We start from the raw sequence: 20,827 nt of genomic DNA on the forward strand, positions 1-20,827 counted from the left end.
CGACCAAGGATATGCGCCGCAGTGGGGTGAGCGCGGCGTGCGGCTTGCGAGCGGGCTTGGGGAGGCAGCGTGTCTTGATCATGGGGCGACCTCGGCGGAGGCGCGCGATTTCAGCTCTTTGCGGATCACTTTGCCTGTGACCGTCATCGGCAAATCCGTGACGAATTCGATTTCCCGAGGATAGGAATAGCTGGCGAGCCGCTCCTTGACCCAGGCCTGTAGCTCTTCGGCGCTGGGGGCGCAGCCGGGTTGGGCGACGACATAGGCTTTCACAATCTCCGTACGCAATCGGTCGGGTTTGCCGACGACGCCGCAGGTCGCGACAGCGGGATGGGTGAGCAGGCAGTCTTCGATTTCCGCCGGGCCGATGCGATAGCCTGCCGAGGTGATGACGTCATCCTCGCGCCCGACAAAGCGCAGATACGCGCCCTCTTGGATCCCGCGATCCCCGGTCAGCATCCAATCACCGCGAAACTTTTCGGCGGTGGCTTCCGGGTTCTGCCAATAGCCCTGCATCATCGACGGCGCGCCGCGTTTGACGGCGATATCGCCTTCGTCTTCTGTGACTTTGCCCTGCGCATCGATCACAGCCACTTCGAACCCCGGAACGGGCTTGCCCATACATCCCGGTTGCGGCGCGAACTGCGCTGCGCAAGAGCTGACGACCATGTTGCATTCGGTTTGGCCATAGAATTCGTTGATCGTGACACCCAAGGCATCGCGGCCCCAATCCAGCATTTCCGGCCCCAAGGGCTCGCCCCCCGATGCGACGGTGCGCAACCCGGAAATGCGTGTGCCCGCCGCGCGCAACATGCGCAGGGCCGTGGGCGGAAAGAACACATTGCGAATGCCCAGCCGGGCAATCAGGTCAGCCGTCTCGGCGGCGTCGAACTTGCGAGGGCTGTGGGCCACCACCGGCACGCCGAGCGCCAGCCCCGGCATCAGCACATCGAACAGGCCGCCAATCCAGGCCCAATCGGCCGGGGTCCACAGGCAATCGCCCGGCTGGCCCAGTTGGTCATGACTTAAACTGACACCCGGCACGTGCCCCGACAGCAGCCCATGCCCGTGCAACGCCCCCTTGGGTGCGCCCGTCGTACCGGAGGTATAAATCAGCACCGCGCTTGCTGCGTCGGCAAAGGGCACGTCCGGGCCGTCCTGCCCGATCTCGGAGGCGAATAGCGCTTGCGCCAGATCGCCGATCAGCGCCTTGCCTGGCCGGTCTGTCAGCACATAGGAAATTCCGGCGTCCCGCATCCGCGAGGCCAGTGCGTCCCGCTTGAACTTTTTGAACAGGGGCACTGAAATCGCGCCAATTTTCCAGATTGCCAGATGCGATGCCGCGCACCACATATCTTGTTCCAGCAACACGCCGACGCGGTCGCCGGGCCGAACCAGACCTTGCAGTGCCCGCGCAAGCCTGTCCGTCATCTCGGCCAGTTGCGCATAGGTGATGTCGGCCACCTGCGCGCTGCCACCGGCATCGGAAAAAGGTTGGCGGATGCACACCTGATCCGGCGGCCCTGCGAGCGCCTGTTCAGCCATGTTCATGTGCTTGGCTCCGGCGAAGGGACGCGCTGCCCCCGGCGATCCACGTGATAGACAGATGCCCCGCAGGTGACGCGCAACCACACATCGCCCTGCCCCGGAACGGCAAAGCAATCGGACCCGTCGCCGCCTGTTCTGTTCCTATGGTGTTGCACCACCGCGTCGATCACGTCCGTCTCCTCCAACGGGGCCCATCGCAGCCCAGCCACCCCGCCCAGAACGGCGGCCAGCGCCGCAAGCGCCAGAGCCGCCACTCGGACGGAGCGCGGCATTACGCCATGCCGTTCATCAACTCGCGCCCGATCAGCATACGCCGGATTTCGGACGTGCCTGCACCGATTTCCATCAGCTTGGCATCGCGGAACATCCGGCTGACCGGGTTGTCCGACAAAAAGCCTGCGCCGCCCATCGCCTGTACTGCCTGATGCGCCTGCGTCATCGCCGCTTCGGAGGCGTAAAGACAGCACGCCGCCGCATCCTGCCGCGTCTGGTTGCCCCGGTCACATGCCTTGGCACATTCATAGACATAAGCCCGCGAGGAATTCATCGCCGTATACATATCGGCGATCTTGCCCTGCATGAGCTGGAAATTCCCGATGCTCTGACCGAATTGCTTACGCTCGACCATGTAGGGCATCATCTCGTCCATGCAGCCCGCGATGATCCCCGGACCGATCGCCGCCAGAACCACCCGTTCGAAATCAAGGCCGGACATCAGCACTTTCACGCCCTTGCCTTCCTCGCCCAGAACATTTTCAAATGGGATTTCCACATCTTCAAAGACCAGCTCCCCGGTGTTGGAGCCGCGCATCCCAAGCTTGTCCAGATGGGGCGGCGTCGAAAAGCCTTTCATCCCGCGCTCGACCAGAAAGGCGGTGATCCCCTTGGACCCGGCATCGGGATCGGTCTTTGCATAGACCACCAGCGTATCGGCGTCGGGCGCATTGGTGATCCAGTATTTGTTGCCGTTCAGCCGGTAGTGATCGTTGCGCTTTTCGGCGCGCAGTTTCATCGACACCACATCCGAGCCTGCCGATGGTTCCGACATGGCCAAGGCACCGACGTTCTCGCCCGAAATCAGCCCCGGCAGATATTTCTTCTTCTGCTCTTCGGTGCCGTTCAGCTTGATCTGATTGACACACAGGTTCGAATGCGCGCCATAGGACAGAGAGACAGAGGCAGAAGCCCGCGCGATTTCCTCGACCGCGACCGCATGCGCAAGATACCCCATCCCCGCGCCGCCATATTCTTCGGATACCGTGATCCCCAGAAGACCAAGATCGCCCATCTCTTTCCAAAGATGCGCCGGGAAGTCGTTCGTCTTGTCGATTTCCTGGGCGATCGGGCGCACCCGCTCTTGCGCCCATTTGTGCACCATCTCGCGCAGAGCGGCGATATCCTCGCCCAGATCGAATTGCATGGACCCTTGGAACATCGCGCCATACCTCCCAGTTATTGAACGCACGTTCATAAATAGAGGCAAGCGAAGCGAGTCGTCAAGCAAGGCGTGAGTCGCGGCGGTGCGACACAGGTTTGTTTTACCGAGTTTCACGAAGTTTGGCGGCGGCTGCAACGGCGCAGACGTGTCGTGACCCCTGCTCTGACCGCGCGAATGTCCCGCCCTCAAACAAATTAATATGCTAATTAGTTTGCGCTGCCCGGCGCGCACCCTATCTTCTTGGACAGGTGTTGCCATCCGCGCCACTCGCGGACCGGTGAGGCACATCACCGGGCGCAATGACAGACGTCCGGTGCAGCAGAAAGAAGGAGATAACAACCATGTCGAGCCCCCTTCCCCCGCGCGATCGGACAAACGCCCGATGGGGTGCCTTCGCGGTCAGCGTGATCGGCGGCGCAATGCTTGCCAGCGGTGCCTTGGCCCATGCGGATGAGCATTCCGTCCACGATACAGCACTGGCGGGGCCCAGCGAGATCGTCGATTGCACGCTGGAAAACGGCGAGGCCGCGAAATGCGCACGCTACGTGGTGAAGTATCTGCCCGATGATCTTGAGATCGGCCCGTTCTGCCCGGCAACGCTGGAGGACACGGGCGGCATCTGGCACTGGGACGGCGACGAAGCTGGGCTCTACCGGATTGACGGCGCGTTCCTGCGGATGCTGGACGTGCAGGGCTATACCTTCTTCAACGAAGCGGGCGAGGTCTATTCCTTCGACATCCGGACGGAGCAACCGACCGAAGCGAATGAGTGCATTCAGGCCACGGTGGATTCCGAGGTCGAGATGACCGTGCTGATCCCCGCGAACCCGGTCATGGCAGACGCGCCGACACCCCTTGGAACCGTGGCCAAAGTCGGGATCGGATTGGACGGTGTGCCGATCTTTGCGGATGCCCCATCGGTGCTCGATACCGGGCACATGCCTGCGCTTGATACATGCGGCGGCCATATCGACCCCGGCGGCTGGTATCACTGGCACGCGACATCGACCGATCTGAACGGCATTTATGAGCGCGAAGGCGTCGACGCGGAATGCGTGCATGTAAAGCAGGACGAAACCGCGCAGTTTGGCTATGCCTTTGACGGCTTCGCGATGTATGGGGCGCTGAACTATGACGGCTCGACCCCGGAGGATCTGGACGCCTGCGGCGGCCATGTCGGCCTGACCGAAGAGGGCGGAGACCCGGTGTATCATTACCATTCGGGCACCAGTTTCCCCAATCTGCCCGCCTGTCTTGTCGGCGTTGTCGCGCAGGACAACTTCTCCACCAATGCTGCGGGCGGTATTGGCTCTGCCCATGGCGGGGGTGGCCCTGACGGGGCGCATGGCAGTGGTCCCGGTGGCGGCCCCCGTGGCGGACCCGATTTCGACAAGGTTGCAGAAACGCTGGGCGTAGATGCCGACTTGCTGGAGCAGACCTTGCAGGACGCTGGCGGCCCGCGCGCCGATCTGGATGCCGTGGCGAAAACTTTGGGCGTCCCGGTCGGCGACCTGAAAGCGGCCCTACCCGGCCCGGGGCACTGATCCCCCTGCCCTACCGGGCATGACGCCCCGGCAAGCCATCATCCGGTCGCAGTTATCAAACGCTTCGACCGGATTTCCCCCGATACGCGGGAACGCCCTTGAACGCCGGCCTTAGCCTGCAAGCCGATCCAACAACTTCTCCATGAAAGCCTGACCGGCTTCGAATTCCGATTTCTCGATGAATTCGTCAGGCTGGTGCGCCTGTTCGATATTGCCCGGCCCGCACACAACGGTCGAATAGCCCGCCGCCTGGAAATGCCCCGCCTCGGTGCCATAGCTGACGACATGCGTGCCGTTATCGCCGGTGATCGAGCGCACAAGATGTTCCGCACCGCCCTCGGCTTCGGGCTTGAGCGGCGGCACGGAAAAGGTGGGGGTGATCACGATATCCGCCTCTGGCCGCACCGCCTGCATCGCGCTGCGAACCTCATCCACCTTGTCCTGATAGGCCCGCGCCAGAACCGCCGGATCATCGCCCGGCACCGCGCGGTGGCCCATGACGAAGCGGCAGGATTTGGCGGTGATGTTATGCGCAGTCCCGCCTTCGATCGTGCCCACATGCCAGCTGGTATAGGGCGGATCGAACAGGGCCGAGATTTCACCTGGCTCGGCCGCAGCATTCTCGGCATTCACCTCATTGGCCCACTGGATCAGCCGCGCCCCCTCATGGATCGCACTCACCCCTTGATAATGGATCGAGGAATGGACCTCGAAGCCCACCACCTCTGTCGCAAAGCCCTGCCCGCCCTTGTGGCCGGTCACAGCGCGCATCTCGGACGGCTCCCCCACGATCACGGCACCGCCCTTGGGCAGAACCTCCTGCATCGCGGCAATCATCGGCGGCGCGCCCGTGCAACCGATCTCTTCGTCAATGCTCAGTGCAATCTGCAACGGCGTCTTGAGGCCCCGATACTTCCCCTCCACCAGTGCCCAGATCGCGAGCGCGTCAAAGCCCTTCATGTCACACGTGCCGCGCCCATAGTAACGCCCATCCCGCTCCGTCACCGTCCACGGGTCCGAGGTCCAGGGCTGGCCATCGACCGGCACCACATCCGTATGCCCGGACAAAACAACCGCCCCCTCGACCTCCGGGCCGACATGGGCAAAAAGCCCCGCCTTTTCCGGCTGATCCGGGTCCGGCCAACGATGCGCCGAAATCCCGTGCGCGCCCAGATACCCCTCCACCCAGTCGATCAGGGGCAAATTGGTGTCACGCGACACGGTGGGAAAGGAAATCAGCTTAGTCATGATCTCAAGCGGGGACAGGCGCTGCGGCATGGGGTCTTTCTCCGGAAGGTTCCACGCCTAAATGGGCACGAGAACACGGCGCCGTCAAACCGATAGCCGCGCCCCTTGAAATAGATCCCATGCATCGCTATTTGAGGGCCTCATAGGGACCCGGCCCCTGCCGTTCGCATCATGGTGAAGCCCGGATAACACGTCTCGCTGTATCCGCCCTGACGGGACCCGGATCAGGCAATGCGAACACCTGCCCCAAGGCCCCAATGACAGGAGCATACGGATGAGCACCCCTCTCCCCACACGCCCCGCGCTCAAGGCGCAGGCAAAACGACTTCGCACCGACCTTGCTGCCCAAGGCACGCAGATTTCACATTCCGAAGCCCTCGAAATGATCGCGCACCAATGGGGCGCAAAGGACTGGAACACGCTCGCAGCGCAGGCAAGCACGCCCAACGTGGCGGAATGGGCCCCAGGACAACGTGTCTCGGGGGCCTATCTCGGCCATGCCTTCACCGGGCAAGTGAAATCGGCAACCGAACGCGCGGGCGGCTATTGGGACGTCACCATACGCTTCGACGATCCCGTCGATGTGGTCACGTCCCGGCACTTTTCGTCCTTCCGGCATCAGGTGCAATCGACCCTGCGCCCGGACGGACGCAGCCCGCAAAAGATTTCGGACGGCACCCCCCATATGGTGCTGCAAGCGGGATAAACTCCCGCAGCTTCATTGTTCGGAAAATACTCCGGGGGCGCGGGGGCAGCGCCCCCGCCCTGATCGGATCGGCGCAAGCCGATCCGACACACTCAATAGCCGCTATCTGTCTCCAGAACCAAATGCCCCGGCTCCACCTCACGGTAGACCGACGGCTCCGGCGTATAGGTCACCGGATGAATCGGCGACGGGATCGGCTTGAAGTTCAGGTCTTTCTCCGATTTGCGCCTGCGCGGATCGGCAATCGGAACCGCCTTCATCAAAGCCTGCGTATAGGGATGCTGCGGGTTCTCGAAGACACGCGCGCGGGGTCCCAGTTCCACGATACGGCCAAGGTACATCACGCCGACATGGTGCGAGACACGCTCCACCACCGCCATGTCGTGACTGATGAACAGATAAGATACACCCAACTCCGCCTGCAATTCCATCATCAGGTTCAGCACCTGCGCCTGCACCGACACGTCCAGCGCCGATACCGCTTCATCGGCGATGATCAGCTTGGGGTTCAGCGCCAATGCGCGGGCGATCGCCACTCGTTGACGCTGACCACCGGACAATTCATGCGGATAGCGCCGCATGAAACTGCGGGGCAATTCCACCCGGTCAAACAGCATCTCGACGCGCTTGGTGATCTCAGCACCTTTGAGCGTGCCGAAATTATGGATCGGTTCGGCCACCTGATCGGCCAGCGGCATCTGCGGATTGAGCGAGGCGAAAGGATCCTGAAAGATCATCTGCATCTCGCGGCGTTCCTCGCGAAGCGCCCCGGGGGACAAGGACATCACGTCCACGCCATCCAGGTTGATCTCGCCCGCCATCGGTTCCACCAGCCGCAGAATGGACCGTCCGGCGGTCGACTTGCCGCACCCGGATTCGCCCACAAGGCTCAGCGTCTGCCCCTTGTTGATGGTAAAGGACAGATCCTCCACCGCGTGAACATTCGCCACGGTCCGGCGGAAGAAGCCGCCCTTGACCGGGAACCGCGTCGTCAGCCCCTTCACCTTCAGCAAGGGTTGGTCGGTGCCAGGGATCGGCGCGATAACGCCCTGCTCCCGGCCCAGCAGCTTCATCGGCTCCGGCGCACCTTTGCCGCGCATCTCGCCCAGCTTGGGCACCGCAGCCAGCAGCGCCTTGGTATAGGGATGCTGCGGGTTCTCGAAAATCTCTTCGACCGTGCCTTCCTCGACCTTGTTGCCGCGGAACATGACAACCACCCGGTCGGCCATCTGCGCCACCACCGCCATGTCATGGGTGATGAACATCACAGCGGTCCCGGTCTCACGCTTGAGCCGGTCCATCAGGGCCAGAATTTCCGCCTGAATGGTCACATCCAACGCCGTCGTCGGCTCGTCCGCGATCAGCAGGTTCGGCTCACAGGCCAACGCCATGGCGATAACGACGCGCTGGCGCATCCCGCCCGAAAGCTCATGCGGGTATTGCTTCAGCCGCCGTTCCGGCTCGGGAATACGCACCTGGCGCAGCAATTCCAATGCGCGCGCATCGGCCTCTTTCTGGCTCAGCCCCTTGTGCAGCCGCAGCCCTTCGGTCAACTGGCGCCCCACAGTGAACACCGGGTTCAGCGCGGTCATCGGCTCTTGGAAGATCATGCCGATTTCATTGCCGCGAATCGTCCGCATCAGGGACTGATCCGTCTTGGCCAGATCGATGGCCTCGTGATTCTTGCGGTCGAACAAAAGCCGCCCACCCGCGATGGTGCCGCCCCCGAATTCCACAAGCCGCATCAGCGACAGCGAAGACACGGACTTGCCGGACCCGGATTCGCCCACGACGCAGACGGTTTCGCCGGGATTGACGTCAAAACTGACATCTTCCACGCCCACAACCGGGCCGTCCTTCGTCTGGAACTCTACACGTAGTCCTTCGATCCTAGCGATCGGTGTTGTGCTGCTTTCGTCGAGCATTCTTTTCCCCTGCCGGCCACGTCGAGGACGCTACGCTTAGTCTGCCAGCACTGTCAAACAATGCACCAAATTTCCGCAACGCAAACCTTGGTTCCTGCTTGCATTTTCGTCAAAAGCTGGTTCGATAGCGGGCATTCGGTGTCCGGTTCGCCGCGCAAATCCTTGAAAAGCCTACGCTTCCATAGATTTGGTGAACTGGCCCAATCCATAGGCAGGTGCTTATTAAAGGGCCTGCACAACAAACAGGCACAACGAAAGTGCCATTTTGGGAGTATGAAATGAAACTCAAAACCCTTCTGATGGGGGCGATTGCGACGTCCGCCATGGCGCCAGCCGCTTTTGCGGAACGCGGCAGCGACGGCAATGTCAGCATCATCTATTGGCAAGCCCCGTCCATCATGAACCCGTTCCTGTCGGGCGGCACCAAGGATGTCGAAGCGGCCTCCATGGTGATCGAACCCCTCGCACGCTACAACGAGACCGGCGAACTGGTGCCGTGGCTCGTCGAAGAAGTGCCGACAGTCGAAAATGGCGGTGTCTCCGAAGACCTCACCTCCATCACCTGGAAAATCGCGCCGGGCATCAAATGGTCCGACGGCACGGATTTCACATCGGCGGACGTGAAGTTCACCTATGAATATTGCACCGACCCGGAAGGCGGCTGCGCGCAGGTCACCAAGTTCGAAGGCGTCACTTCGGTCGAGACACCAGACGACATGACCGTCGTCGTCACCTTCGACAAGCCGACACCGTTCCCCTATGGCCCCTTCGTCGGCGGTGAAAGCCCGATCCTGCAAGCGGCACAATTCGCGGACTGCATGGGTGCGAAAGCCCCCGAATGCACAGAGCAGAACTTCAACCCGATCGGCACTGGCCCCTTCGTGGTGACAGAGTTCCGCCCGAACGACGTGATCACGCTGAAAGCGAACGACAACTATCGTGACCCAGCGAAACCGGCCTTTGCGACCGTGACCTTCAAAGGCGGCGGTGACGCGAACGCGGCGGGCCGCGCCGTTATGGAAACGGGCGAGTTCGACTACGCATGGAACCTGCAACTTGCACCCGACGTCATCGCGAAGATGGAAGAAGGCGGCAAGGGCAAGCCGGTCGCCGGCTTCGGCCCGCTGGTTGAGCGCATCATGCTGAACCAGACGAACGCATCCCCGGACCTGCCGGAAGGCGAGCGTTCCACACGCGCGCATCCGCACCCGTTCCTGTCCGAACCGGCCGTATACAAAGCCATGTCCATGGCGATCGACCGCCCGCTTCTGGTCGAAGTCGGCTACGGTCAGGCTGGTAAAGTGACCTGTAACTGGGTTCCGGCGCCGGCGATCTTCAACTCCGACACGTTCGATTGCTCCACCCAGGACATCGAAGGCGCGAACAAGCTGCTGGACGATGCAGGCTTCACCGATACCGATGGTGACGGCGTGCGCGAAGTCAACGGCGTGCCGATGAAGATCCTCTACCAGACCTCCACCAACGCCGTCCGTCAGGACTTCCAGGCGCTGATCAAGGATTGGTGGCGTCAGATCGGCATCGAAGCCGAACTGCGCAACGTGGATTCGTCTGTATTCTTCGGTGGTGACCCGGGCTCCCCGGACACGTTCCAGAAGTTCTATGCAGACGTGGAAATGTACGCCAACACCTTCAACGGCACCGACCCGCAGTCCTATCTGGGCAACCTGCTGTGCGACAAGGCCCCGCGCCCTGAAACACAGTGGCAGGGTGAAAACATCACCCGCTTCTGCGACGAAGCCTATGATGCACTGCACGCGCAACTGGCGGAAACCGCTGGCTCGGAAGAGCGCGCGAAAATCGGCAAGCAGCTGAACGACATGGCTGTTGAGCAAGGCGCGATGATCCCGCTGGTACACCGCGGTCGTCTGTCCGCCCACGCCAACACACTGGGCGGCGTCGTCCTGAACGTGTGGGACAGCGAGCTGTGGAACGTGGCCGACTGGCACCGTATCGACTGAACCAAGCAAGCAGGGTGCGCCAAGGCGCGCCCTGCCTTTGGCGGCCCGCTTGGCCGGACGCTGTGCTTTTCTTTCGCCCGACCACTCCTGATGCAGGAAATTCCCGCGAATGCTGACCTATACAATCCGACGACTGGTCCTCGCCATCCCGACGCTGATTTTCATCAGCCTTGCCATTTTCCTGCTGCTTCAACTCGCCCCCGGCGATCCGATGGCACAGGTTCCCCTGACAGTTCCCCCCGAAGTCAAACAGCAGATGCGCGAAGCGCTCGGCCTTGGGCAGCCTTGGTACATCCAGTACTATAAATGGCTGATCCAGTTCTTCTGGATCGAACCGCAGGTGATGTTCGACAACATGTTCGGCACGACCTTTGCCGAAGGGAAGCTGCGCGTGATCTCGTGGCAGACCCGTTCGCCGGTGATGGACATCGTGGCGCAACGTATCCCGCAGACGCTTTGGGTCGTGGGCGTGGCTTATGTGCTGGCGATTCTCATCGCCCTGCCCATCGGGATCTATTCGGCCTACCGCCAATATTCGACCTTCGACAATGCCGGCACCTTCGTGTCGATGATCGGCTTTTCGATCCCGCCCTTCTTCACCGGCCCGCTGCTGATCGTGATCTTCGCGGTGCAGCTTGAATGGCTGCCTTCCGTCTACAACACGGTGCATGAGGTGAACGACTGGGACAGCTTCATGGTGCAATTGCGCCAAATGGTGTTGCCGGTCATGGTGCTGGCGCTACAGATCACCGCGCAGTTGAACCGCTATATGCGGGCATCGACCCTCGACAACCTCAATCAGGACTATGTCCGCACCGCGCGTGCCAAAGGCCTGAAAGAGCGTACCGTCGTGCTGTCGCATGTGGTGCGCAATTCCATGATCCCGGTCGTCACCGTGATCGCGCTGAACGTGCCCAACATCTTTGGCGGCGCAATCATCACCGAGGTGATCTTCAAGGTGAATGGCATTGGTCAGCTTCTGATCACCGCCCTCTTCGCCAATGACCTGCCGATGGTCATGACGCTGACCTTCATCTTCGCGATCCTGATCGTGCTCTTCAATATCATCGCTGACGTGCTCTACGGCGTGCTTGACCCGAGGATTCGCTATGACTGACACGAACACCTACGGCGCGCTTCAGGACAAGGAGCCGCAGAAAGAGCCGCGCAGCCAGTGGAGCGAGGTCTGGGACCAGTTCCGCCGGCACAAGGGCGCTGTCTGGGGCGGTGGCTTCTTGCTGTTCATCACCCTTGCCGTGCTGATCGGTCCGTATCTGTGGACGGTGGATGCGCAAAAGCTCGACATTCGCGCCAAGGATATGCGCCCGATCTACGTGGCGCTGTGGGATTCCAGCGCAAAGACGGGCTGGAATCACCCGTTCGGCACCGATCAACTTGGCCGCGATATTCTGGCGCAAATGCTGTCGGGCGGCCGCGCCTCCATGTCGGTGGGCTGGGCGGCAATGCTGATCGCGCTGCTGATCGGCACGCTGGTCGGCGTTGTGGCAGGGTATTTCCGCAAGCTCGACGGGCCGCTGATGCGCTTCACCGATCTGGTGCTGTCTTTGCCGATCCTGCCGCTGCTACTCGTGGCGGTGACGCTGTTCCGGCAGCCTCTGGTCGCCTTCGCGGGCAGTCCCGAGGGCGGTATGTTCATCCTGATCGTCGCCATCATCGGCATCACCTCGTGGATGCAGACCGCGCGGATCGTGCGGGGCGAGGTTCTGGCCCTGAAGGAACGCGAGTTTATTCTGGCCGCGCGCTCCATCGGGACGCGCAACGGCGCAATCATCCGCCGCCACCTGCTGCCCAACGTGCTGTCGCCCATCATGGTCTCTGCCACTCTGGGTCTGGCCACCGCGATCATAACCGAAAGCGCCCTGTCCTTTCTCGGTGTCGGCTTCCCGTCGGATTACCCCACATGGGGCAAGCTGCTGGCCGATGCCGTCCCCCGGATGGAACGGTTCCCAGAGCGCGTGATGCTGCCCGGCATCGCCATTTCGCTCACGGTGCTGAGCGTCAACTACCTTGGCGACGGTCTGCGCGACGCGCTCGATCCGCGGATTCGCGGGCGCTGACGCCAAAAAGAACAAACGTGCCACGCGCGCCCGCCGATTTCGGCGGGCGTTTGCGTTCCCGGCCTGTCACGGAACATTATTCTACACGCAAACGTGATACGGAACGCAGTTCCAGCGTCCTCCTCCATTCCAAGCGGACCGAAGATTGATCGTTCTGGAAAAGCCCCATATTCAGCTATGATTTTCCGATTAGGAAGGATTCGTGATGTTCGAAACGCTCGGCTTCGAAGACTACACCGCCAAACAGGTCAGCGTCTGGTTCGCCCTTAGTCTTGGCATCGCTTTCGGCATCTTGGCGCAATTGACCGCGTTCTGTCTGCGCCGGGCGCTGGTGGGCGACGACCGACGTCAGGCAGCCGGGGTTTGGCTCATGGCGCTGGCCACCGCGCTTGTGGGCACGCAAGCCGCCGTGACCGCCGGGCTCATCAGCTTTGACGAGCATCGTTTCATGGCGTCCGAGCTTCCGTGGCTCGCAATCAGCATTGGCGGCCTCGCTTTTGGCGCGGGCATGGTCCTGACACGTGGCTGTATCTCGCGGCTGACGGTGCTGACCGGGTCCGGCAACCTGCGCGCGCTGACCGTGGTCATCGTCTTTGCACTGGTCGCCCATGCCACGCTGAAGGGCGTTCTGGCACCGCTGCGCACCGGACTTGGGTCTGTCACGGCTTCGCTGGGCGATATGACGTCGCTTGCCGCGCTTCCGGGCGGCGCATGGGTCTGGACCGCGATCCTTGTCGCCCTGTCGCTTGCCGTCGTGCTGCGGTCGGGCAACCGGGTTCTGACACTGGTGGGCGCGTCCCTGATCGGCTTGCTGGCTGTCGCGGGCTGGATCGGCACTGGATACGTCCTTTACGATGAATTCGAACCCATCGCGGTCGAAAGCCTGTCCTTCACCTCCCCCGCCGCCGAGACGTTGTTCTACGGCGTCGCAAGCACCGCGATTGAACCGGGCTTCGGCACGGGCCTTCTGGGCGGCGTGGTGCTGGGTGCACTGGTCGCAGCGCTGCTGTCGGGCAAGTTCAAATGGCAAAGCTTTGAGACACCCGCCCAGACTGGCCGCTATCTTGCCGGCGCTATGCTGATGGGATTTGGCGGGGTGTTGGCCGGGGGCTGCACCGTGGGCGCAGGTCTGTCGGGCGTGCCGACGCTGTCCTTCGCGGCGCTGCTGGCGCTTGTGGCCATCGCCATCGGCGGGCTTGTCACCAACGCCTTCGTCAGTGAAGCTTCCGCGTCAGACGCCGGATCATCAGCCACACAACGCCTACAACCGGCAGAGTGATGATCGCAGTCAACATGCCCTTGGAAAGCCCCGTGGCGTCCTGCAATGGATACATCAGGTAGGACGCCAACGAGACCGCGTAATAGCTGATCGCCACGACCGACAGCCCCTCTACCGTCCGTTGCAGACGCAGTTGCAGGTCAGAGCGTTTGTCCATGCTTTCCAGCAACGCCTGATTTTGCGCGCTACGGTCCACATCCACGCGGGTGCGCAGCAGATTGCCCGCGCGGATCGACCGATCCGCCATCGCCTCAAGCCGCCGTTCCGATGATTTGACCGTCCGCATCGCAGGCTCGTAGCGGCGCATCATGAACTCCGCAAAGGTCTGCCGCCCCTCATAGCGCGTCTCGCGCAGCGCGGTGATCCGCTGCGCGACAATCGCCTCATAGGCCCCGGTCGCGCCGAAGCGAAAGGCACACTGGGCCGAGAGTTTCTCCAACTCGCCCGAGATCGACAACAGCTTGTGCAGCGTCTCCTCCGCAGGCTCGTCCGCATGCATCATCTGCCCCATCAGCGCGGTCAGGCGGGCATCCAGATCGTTCAGCTGGCCGGAGATCGACCGCACCCGCGAAAAGCCAAGCATCGACATGCTTTTATAGGTCTCGATTTCGCACAGCCGCTGCACGATACGTCCAATGCGCCGCGCCCCGGTGGGCGGGTCCACAAAGACGGCAAAGCGCATGTTGCCAGAGCTATCGACGCGGAAATCCCCCGCCACGATGGCCGCATCATCCAGCACCCGCGCCACGGCGAGGCTTTCGGGAACGAACCAGTCGCGCAGGCTGTCGCGGATGCGGTCCGCTGTCGGCATCGGCTCTACCCGCACCAGTACGGACGTCACCCGCTGGCCCGGCATCTCCGCCAGCCAGTCGGCCGGAAAAACGTCAAATTCACTGCCATCGAACACCCGGTCGGGCAGTCCTTCGGTAAAGGCCGTATAGGTCACGAATTCCGTATGCTGTTCCCATTTCAGCCAGTGCTTGCCCAGCTTGCCGTAGTAATGCGTTGCACCGGGCGGCGGATGTGGCAGGCCGAAGCGGTCCAGCAGTTTGACCAGATGCGCCAGATCGACGGCGCGGTCCCGTTCTGCCGCCTCGCCCGGGTTCTTGATCGCCAGATAGGCCGCCACATGCGGGGCTTCCATCGCCGGGAAAGGCCGCGCATGAAGTTCATTGGCAAGCGTATAGCGTAGCGGGTGATCGTCGATGGGCGGCATTGCGGGGCGTGCTCCACGCTGGTTCGGTCTGGTCGGGGCGATTTCAGCACAGCTTGCGCGAAATGTCGCTAACAAATCATCCACTTAAGGGAATGCAACGGCATACCGTAAGGCCGGGCGCGGGTCAGCCCGGCAAGGCGGGCACGGCAAATGTCAGGAGATGAAGATCATCGCGGCCCCAAGGCGCACCCTCACTCCGCCGCCCAGCGGGTCACGATCCGGCGGTTTTCGATGGCCCGGTTAAAGCGTGGGAATTGCCAATCGGGATGGGAAACCGCCAACTGCGCCAGTGCCTGTTCGGCAAGCTGGTCATGGCCCCGTTCCAGCGCTTCCAGCAGGATGTGACGGGCCAGGGATTGCCCCTGTGCCCGGCCCGCCCGGCGCAGCGCGGTGAACCGCGCCTGTGTCAGGGTTCCGTCCCAGCCGGCGCGGCAAACCTGCCCCAGAATCCCCATATGTTTTAGAAGTCGCGCCGGGTTGTGACCGAAATTGCGGGCGCGCAGCCAAATCAGCCGGTCCGCCGGCAACCGCCCCACATGAGCCGCATCCACCGCAAGCTGCGGGTCCGCGATCACCGTGACACGCCCGGCATCCTTGGCTGACACCGCGCCATCGGTATAGCTGCCCCCCTGCCAATCGCCGCGCGCATATCCCTTGCGATAGCGTGTTTCAAAGGGGACTCGGCCGGGATCAAGGCTGGTCTGCGGGGCGAAGACAAAGACATCCGCGCCCGGACAGGCCGCACTAAAGGAGAGCGCGCCAAAGCCGCCCATCGACGCGCCGTAGAACACCACGCGGTCAAACCCGGCGAAAAACCCACGCGCGGACAGATCATCGAAAAACAGCGCCAGATCGCGATGACGGAACCAGTCATTCCGGCGGGCCATCATCACGCCCAGATGGGAATGGCCCGCGGCCCGGATCGCGTCATAGCCCCAGGGAAAGGCGGGACCGGGCATCGTGCGGCTTTTCATATTGTCGAACCCCACGACCAGCGTGCCGCCACGCGGATAGAACATCGCCACATGCCGGGCCATGATCCGGACAAATCCGCCCGCCCCGACGGCGCGCGCCGCCTGCTTGTGTCTGTGCCGCAATGCCATGCACGCGCTTTTATTCGGTGAAGGTAAAGACGCCCTTTCCCTGCGCGCAAAGAAAAAGCCCCGCGCGGTGGCGGGGCTTTGAGGTGTTTGAGATCGGCACCAAAGGCGCGTTAGTCGATCATCGGCAGGAGCTTGTCCAGGGACTGCTTCGCATCGCCGTAGAACATGCGCGTGTTCTCTTTGTAGAACAGCGGGTTCTCGATCCCGGAATAGCCCGTCCCCTGCCCGCGCTTGGACACGAAGACCTGCTTGGCTTTCCAGCATTCCAGAACCGGCATCCCAGCGATGGGCGAATTGGGATCGTCCTGCGCCGCCGGGTTCACGATGTCGTTGGAGCCGATCACGATGACAACGTCCGTATCCGGGAAGTCGTCATTGATCTCGTCCATCTCCAGCACGATGTCATAAGGCACCTTGGCTTCGGCCAGCAGCACGTTCATGTGCCCCGGCAGACGGCCCGCAACCGGGTGGATCGCGAAGCGCACGTTCTTGCCTTTGGCCCGCAGCTTCTTGACCAGGTCAGAAACCGCGCCCTGCGCCTGTGCCACGGCCATGCCATAGCCCGGAATGATGATGACGCTGTCCGCTTCATTCAGCGCGGCTGCAACGCCTTCCGCTTCGATTGCGATCTGCTCACCCTCGACCGCCATCTGTTCACCCGCCGGGCCACCAAAGCCGCCCAGAATGACCGAGACAAAGGACCGGTTCATCGCCTTACACATGATGTAGGACAGGATCGCACCGGAGGAGCCGACCAAAGCACCGACCACGATCAGCAGATCGTTGCCAAGGCTGAAGCCAATCGCCGCCGCCGCCCAGCCCGAATAGCTGTTCAGCATGGACACAACCACCGGCATATCCGCGCCGCCAATGCCCATGATCAGGTGATACCCGATGAAAAGCGCGCAGAGCGTCAGCAGGAACAGCGCGAAGAAACCACCGCCGTTGAAGTACCAGATCGCAAGGATCAGCGACAGCGCGCCTGCGGCTGCGTTGAGCGTGTGACCGCCCGCCAGTTTCTTGGCCGCGCTGTCCACCTTGCCCGCCAGTTTGCCATAGGCGATGACCGACCCGGTAAAGGTCACGGCACCGATCCAGACGCCCAGCACCAGTTCGATTTGCAAAATGGTGATCTCGATCGAGGTTTTCTTGGCGACCAGCGTGGCAAATGTGCCCTCGACCGCCTCGCCCGCCGCCTTGGCGGCGTCGACCATGCTGATGGTGAAATCGGCATTGAAGCCGACGAACACCGCCGCCAGCCCCACGAGGCTGTGCATGATGGCCACCAGTTCCGGCATTTGGGTCATTTCGACTTTGGTCGCCAGTTGATAGCCAACCGCCGCACCGCCCGCGATCAGCAGCAGCGACAACAGCCACATGCCCGATCCCGGCCCGACCAATGTGGCCAGAACGGCAATTGCCATACCGGCAATGCCATACCACACAGCGCGTTTCGCGCTTTCCTGCCCGGACAGCCCCCCAAGCGAGAGGATGAAGAGCACAGCCGCGACAACGTAAGCCGCAATAGTGAATGCGTTTTCCATATCCTCTAACCCCTTACGATTTCTGGAACATGGCGAGCATGCGCCGTGTTACGAGGAAGCCACCGAAAATGTTGACCGAAGCCATGAACACCGCCAACGCGGCCAGTAGCGTGATGAGGAACCCGCTGGATCCGATCTGGATCAGCGCGCCGAGGATGATGATCGAGGAAATCGCGTTCGTGACAGCCATCAGCGGCGTGTGCAGCGAATGCGCGACATTCCAGATCACCTGGAAGCCGATGAACACGGCAAGCACGAAAACGATGAAGTGCTGCATGAAGCTGGGCGGCATCCCGGGGATCAGGCCAATGCCCAAAACCAGCGCGCCGCCGATTGCCAGCATACCGACCTGACTGCGGGTCTGTTGCTTGAATTCTGCCACTTCCTTCGCGCGCTTTTCTTCCGCCGTCAGCTCTTTGGGCGCTTCCTTCTTGGGCGCGGCTGCGATGGCGGCAACTTTTGGCGGCGGCGGCGGGAAGGTGACTTCCTTACCGTGGGCGATGGTCGCGCCACGGATCACGTCGTCTTCCATGTTGTGATGCACAACGCCGTCTTTCTCGGGTGTGAGATCGGTCATGAGGTGACGGATGTTGGTCGCGTAAAGCGAAGACGCCTGCGTGGCCATGCGCGACGGGAAGTCGGTATAGCCGATGATCGTCACGCCATTATCGGTGACGATCTTCTCGTCCATGACGGTCAGCTTGCAGTTGCCGCCCTTCTCTGCCGCGAGGTCCACAATCACCGATCCGGGTTTCATCGAGGCGACCATGTCCTCGGTCCAAAGCTCTGGCGCTTCGCGGTTCGGGATCAGCGCGGTGGTGATCACGATATCCATATCGGGCGCCAATTCGCGGAACTTGGCAAGCTGCGCCTCGCGGAATTCCGGCGAGGAAACAGAGGCATAGCCGCCCGTGCTCGCCCCGTCCTGCTGTTCTTCCTCGAAATCGAGATACACGAACTCAGCGCCCATCGATTCGACCTGCTCGGCCACTTCGGGGCGCACATCGAAGGCGTAGGTCACCGCGCCAAGGCTGGTCGAGGTGCCAATCGCCGCCAGGCCGGCAACGCCTGCGCCAACAACCAGAACCTTCGCCGGGGGCACCTTGCCCGCCGCCGTGATCTGACCGGTGAAGAACCGGCCGAAATTGTTGCCCGCTTCGATCACCGCACGATAACCGGCAATATTCGCCATCGAAGACAGCGCGTCCATTTTCTGAGCGCGGGAAATCCGGGGGATCATCTCCATCGCAACAACGGTCGCGCCCTTCTTGGCCGCCGACTTCATCTTGGCTTCATCCGCAACCGGGCTGAAGAAGGAAATCAACGTCTGATCGGCACGCAGGCGCTTCATCTCGCTGTCGTCCGGAACACGGACCTTGGCAACGATATCCGCAGCCTTCCAAAGCGCCGCCGCCGTCTTGACGACTTCGACACCAGCCGCGGTATAATCGGCATCGGCAAACCCGGCCTGCGCCCCTGCCCCTGTCTCGATCAGGCATTCATAGCCCAGTTTCTGCAGTTGCAGCGCACTGTCGGGCGTCATGGCGACCCGGGCCTCTCCTGCAAATGTCTCCTTTGGCGTACCGATCTTCACCAGCGATCCCCCCAAATGTTATTCCGTTGCAAGCGCAAAAGCGCCTTTTCCACTAAAACCCACTACGCGCTGAACCGTAATTTAACAAGAGGAAGCCGCGCAGCACTTCGCATACGCGGCGTAACTTTATGTCGCATGTCAATTAACTGGCGAACGGATCGTGCGTACAGACGCGGTATGCTGAAGCATACCCTACACAGCCGCCCGTAGGGTGCGCTTCAGCGCACCTGTGCCGCGTTCACCGGATGATAACCTTGCGCTGCCACCATCGCCATATGGCGACCTATATTCGAAACCATGTGCCCGGCGGCAGTTACTACCTGCATGTCTGCCTTCAGGACCGCGACTCGGACCTGTTGATCCGCGAACTTCCCCGTCTGCGCAAAGCCATGCGCTATGTGCTGATGGCCAATCCGATGCGGATCGACGCGATCACGGTCCTGCCTGCCGAAATCCACACGATCTGGACCCTGCCCGAGGGCGACAGCGCCTATTCACTGCGCGTGGCACAGTTGAAGGCCACATTCTCGCGCGATCTACCGGCCGCGCCAACGCGGTCCCCGTCGCAATTGGCGCATCGCCGCAAGGGCATTTGGCAAAAACGTTTCTGGGAACATACGATCCGCTCGTCCGCCGATTTCCAGACGCATTTGGAACAGGTTTTGCACGCGCCGGTTCAGGCCGGGCTCTGCGCGATGCCCGCCGATTGGGCACATTCGTCGATCCACCGTGACCGATGGGCGCAAACACGTCTTGGCATCACCGCCGCGCAGCAGATCCCATCACGGTCTGCGCGGCTCGCGTGACGGCGAATTCAGAAAGCGCTCAGGCAGAGCGGAGAACTTCGGGCCGTTCGCCTGCCGCCCATGCACGGGCCGCGTTGCCCAGCGCCTCGAACAGCGGGCGCGAGACAGGATCGCTGCCCGCTTGCCATTCCGGGTGCCACTGCACCGACAGCGTCAGGCCCGGCGCACCGTCCACATAGATCGCTTCGGGCGTACCATCGGGCGCATGACCGTCAATCACCACGCGCGCACCGGGGTCTTTGATCCCCTGCCCGTGCAGCGTGTTGGTCATCACCTCTTGCGCGCCCATCAGACGGTGGAACGGACCACCTTCGGTGAAGCTGACCATGTGGCGCAGCGCGAATTTCTCTTCCAGCGTGCCATCGGGCGGCATCCGGTGGTTCATCCGGCCCGGCAAATCGCGAATCTCGGGGTAAAGCGTGCCGCCCATGGCGACATTCACCTCCTGGAAGCCACGGCAAATGCCGATAAAGGGCTGCCCCCGGTCCACCAGCGCCCGGATCAGCGGCAAGGCCACCGCGTCGCGCGCCCGGTCGAAGGCGCCATGCGCCTCGGTCTCTTCCTCGCCATACTCTTCGGGATGCACATTGGGCCGCCCGCCGGTGAAGAGAAACCCATCACAGGCCTCAAGTAGTTCCTCGACACTGACAAAACGCGGGTCCGTCGGGATCAGCAAGGGCATCGCGCCGCTGACCTGCGCAATCGCCTCGGAGTTCATCTCGCCCCCGGCATGAACGGGATAGCTGTCGTTCATCAGGTATGAATTGCAGATAATACCGATTTTGGGGCGCGCCATCCGGATCCTCGTCTCAATTGGTT

The 20,827-nt window shown here is 62.1% G+C and carries 17 protein-coding genes; 7 read left to right on the forward strand and 10 right to left on the reverse strand.

Features of this window, described 5'->3' with window-relative positions; translation table 11 throughout:
• Positions 1–78: 78 nt before the first annotated feature.
• The 3 genes from E4Z66_RS05460 to E4Z66_RS05470 are packed head-to-tail and all read right to left on the reverse strand — an operon-like array spanning position 79 to position 2,983.
• On the reverse strand, positions 79–1,551 hold the full coding sequence (locus E4Z66_RS05460; RefSeq protein ID WP_136461925.1) for an AMP-binding protein: 1,473 nt from the start codon (positions 1,549–1,551) through the stop codon (positions 79–81).
• Positions 1,548–1,820, reverse strand: a complete 273-nt coding sequence (locus E4Z66_RS19600; protein ID WP_168797726.1) for a hypothetical protein — start codon at positions 1,818–1,820, stop codon at positions 1,548–1,550. Before E4Z66_RS19600 ends, E4Z66_RS05460 begins: the two co-directional genes overlap by 4 nt.
• Positions 1,820–2,983, reverse strand: a complete 1,164-nt coding sequence (locus E4Z66_RS05470) for an isovaleryl-CoA dehydrogenase (protein ID WP_136461926.1) — start codon at positions 2,981–2,983, stop codon at positions 1,820–1,822. The genes E4Z66_RS19600 and E4Z66_RS05470 overlap by 1 nt, the downstream gene beginning before the upstream one ends.
• Before the next feature lie 344 nt (positions 2,984–3,327).
• On the opposite strand from E4Z66_RS05470, the gene E4Z66_RS05475 reads away from it, so the two are divergent.
• Positions 3,328–4,530: a YHYH protein gene (locus E4Z66_RS05475; RefSeq protein WP_168797727.1), complete on the forward strand. Its 1,203-nt coding sequence runs from the start codon at positions 3,328–3,330 to the stop codon at positions 4,528–4,530.
• Between the two features lie 111 nt (positions 4,531–4,641).
• Here E4Z66_RS05475 and argE read toward each other — a convergent pair whose 3' ends face one another.
• Positions 4,642–5,808 (reverse strand): acetylornithine deacetylase, encoded by a 1,167-nt coding sequence (argE, locus tag E4Z66_RS05480; protein ID WP_136461928.1) that lies wholly within the window; start codon positions 5,806–5,808, stop codon positions 4,642–4,644.
• Positions 5,809–6,052: 244 nt separating this feature from the next.
• On the opposite strand from argE, the gene E4Z66_RS05485 reads away from it, so the two are divergent.
• On the forward strand, positions 6,053–6,484 hold the full coding sequence (locus tag E4Z66_RS05485; RefSeq protein ID WP_136461929.1) for a glyoxalase superfamily protein: 432 nt from the start codon (positions 6,053–6,055) through the stop codon (positions 6,482–6,484).
• Between the two features lie 92 nt (positions 6,485–6,576).
• On the opposite strand, the gene E4Z66_RS05490 is transcribed toward E4Z66_RS05485, so the two are convergent.
• On the reverse strand, positions 6,577–8,409 hold the full coding sequence (locus E4Z66_RS05490; RefSeq protein WP_136461930.1) for an ABC transporter ATP-binding protein: 1,833 nt from the start codon (positions 8,407–8,409) through the stop codon (positions 6,577–6,579).
• A 278-nt stretch (positions 8,410–8,687) separates the two neighbouring features.
• Here E4Z66_RS05490 and E4Z66_RS05495 point away from each other — a divergent pair, with 278 nt between their 5' ends.
• The 4 genes from E4Z66_RS05495 to E4Z66_RS05510 all read left to right on the forward strand — a co-directional run bounded on the left by E4Z66_RS05495 (position 8,688) and on the right by E4Z66_RS05510 (position 13,745).
• Complete coding sequence (locus E4Z66_RS05495) at positions 8,688–10,388, forward strand: peptide ABC transporter substrate-binding protein (RefSeq protein WP_136461931.1); 1,701 nt, start codon at positions 8,688–8,690, stop codon at positions 10,386–10,388.
• Between the two features lie 109 nt (positions 10,389–10,497).
• Positions 10,498–11,505 (forward strand): ABC transporter permease, encoded by a 1,008-nt coding sequence (locus E4Z66_RS05500; protein ID WP_136461932.1) that lies wholly within the window; start codon positions 10,498–10,500, stop codon positions 11,503–11,505.
• Positions 11,498–12,466, forward strand: coding sequence for an ABC transporter permease (locus E4Z66_RS05505; protein ID WP_136461933.1), 969 nt, complete (start codon positions 11,498–11,500; stop codon positions 12,464–12,466). Before E4Z66_RS05500 ends, E4Z66_RS05505 begins: the two co-directional genes overlap by 8 nt.
• 205 nt (positions 12,467–12,671) lie before the next feature.
• A complete protein-coding gene (locus tag E4Z66_RS05510; RefSeq protein WP_136461934.1) occupies positions 12,672–13,745 on the forward strand; it encodes a YeeE/YedE family protein in 1,074 nt (357 codons plus the stop codon).
• Here the strand turns inward: E4Z66_RS05510 and E4Z66_RS05515 are convergent.
• From E4Z66_RS05515 to E4Z66_RS05530, 4 genes are all read right to left on the reverse strand, one after another.
• Positions 13,681–14,961 carry a DUF3422 family protein gene (locus tag E4Z66_RS05515; RefSeq protein WP_136461935.1) on the reverse strand — a complete coding sequence of 427 codons (1,281 nt, stop codon included), beginning with the start codon at positions 14,959–14,961 and terminating at the stop codon, positions 13,681–13,683. The genes E4Z66_RS05510 and E4Z66_RS05515 overlap by 65 nt on opposite strands.
• Before the next feature lie 191 nt (positions 14,962–15,152).
• Positions 15,153–16,064: a hypothetical protein gene (locus E4Z66_RS05520; protein ID WP_136461936.1), complete on the reverse strand. Its 912-nt coding sequence runs from the start codon at positions 16,062–16,064 to the stop codon at positions 15,153–15,155.
• 110 nt (positions 16,065–16,174) lie between these two features.
• The gene (locus E4Z66_RS05525) at positions 16,175–17,608 is read right to left on the reverse strand and encodes an NAD(P)(+) transhydrogenase (Re/Si-specific) subunit beta (protein WP_136461937.1); all 1,434 of its coding nucleotides are present in this window, start codon (positions 17,606–17,608) and stop codon (positions 16,175–16,177) included.
• Positions 17,609–17,621: 13 nt separating this feature from the next.
• Positions 17,622–19,202: a Re/Si-specific NAD(P)(+) transhydrogenase subunit alpha gene (locus E4Z66_RS05530; protein ID WP_136461938.1), complete on the reverse strand. Its 1,581-nt coding sequence runs from the start codon at positions 19,200–19,202 to the stop codon at positions 17,622–17,624.
• 275 nt (positions 19,203–19,477) lie between these two features.
• Here E4Z66_RS05530 and E4Z66_RS05535 point away from each other — a divergent pair, with 275 nt between their 5' ends.
• Positions 19,478–20,008 carry an REP-associated tyrosine transposase gene (locus tag E4Z66_RS05535; protein ID WP_136461939.1) on the forward strand — a complete coding sequence of 177 codons (531 nt, stop codon included), beginning with the start codon at positions 19,478–19,480 and terminating at the stop codon, positions 20,006–20,008.
• Between the two features lie 19 nt (positions 20,009–20,027).
• On the opposite strand, the gene E4Z66_RS05540 is transcribed toward E4Z66_RS05535, so the two are convergent.
• Complete coding sequence (locus E4Z66_RS05540) at positions 20,028–20,804, reverse strand: gamma-glutamyl-gamma-aminobutyrate hydrolase family protein (RefSeq protein ID WP_136461940.1); 777 nt, start codon at positions 20,802–20,804, stop codon at positions 20,028–20,030.
• Positions 20,805–20,827 lie beyond the last annotated feature (23 nt).

The sequence above is a fragment of the Aliishimia ponticola genome (assembly GCF_004803475.1).
Classification (GTDB): Bacteria; Pseudomonadota; Alphaproteobacteria; order Rhodobacterales; family Rhodobacteraceae; genus Aliishimia; species Aliishimia ponticola.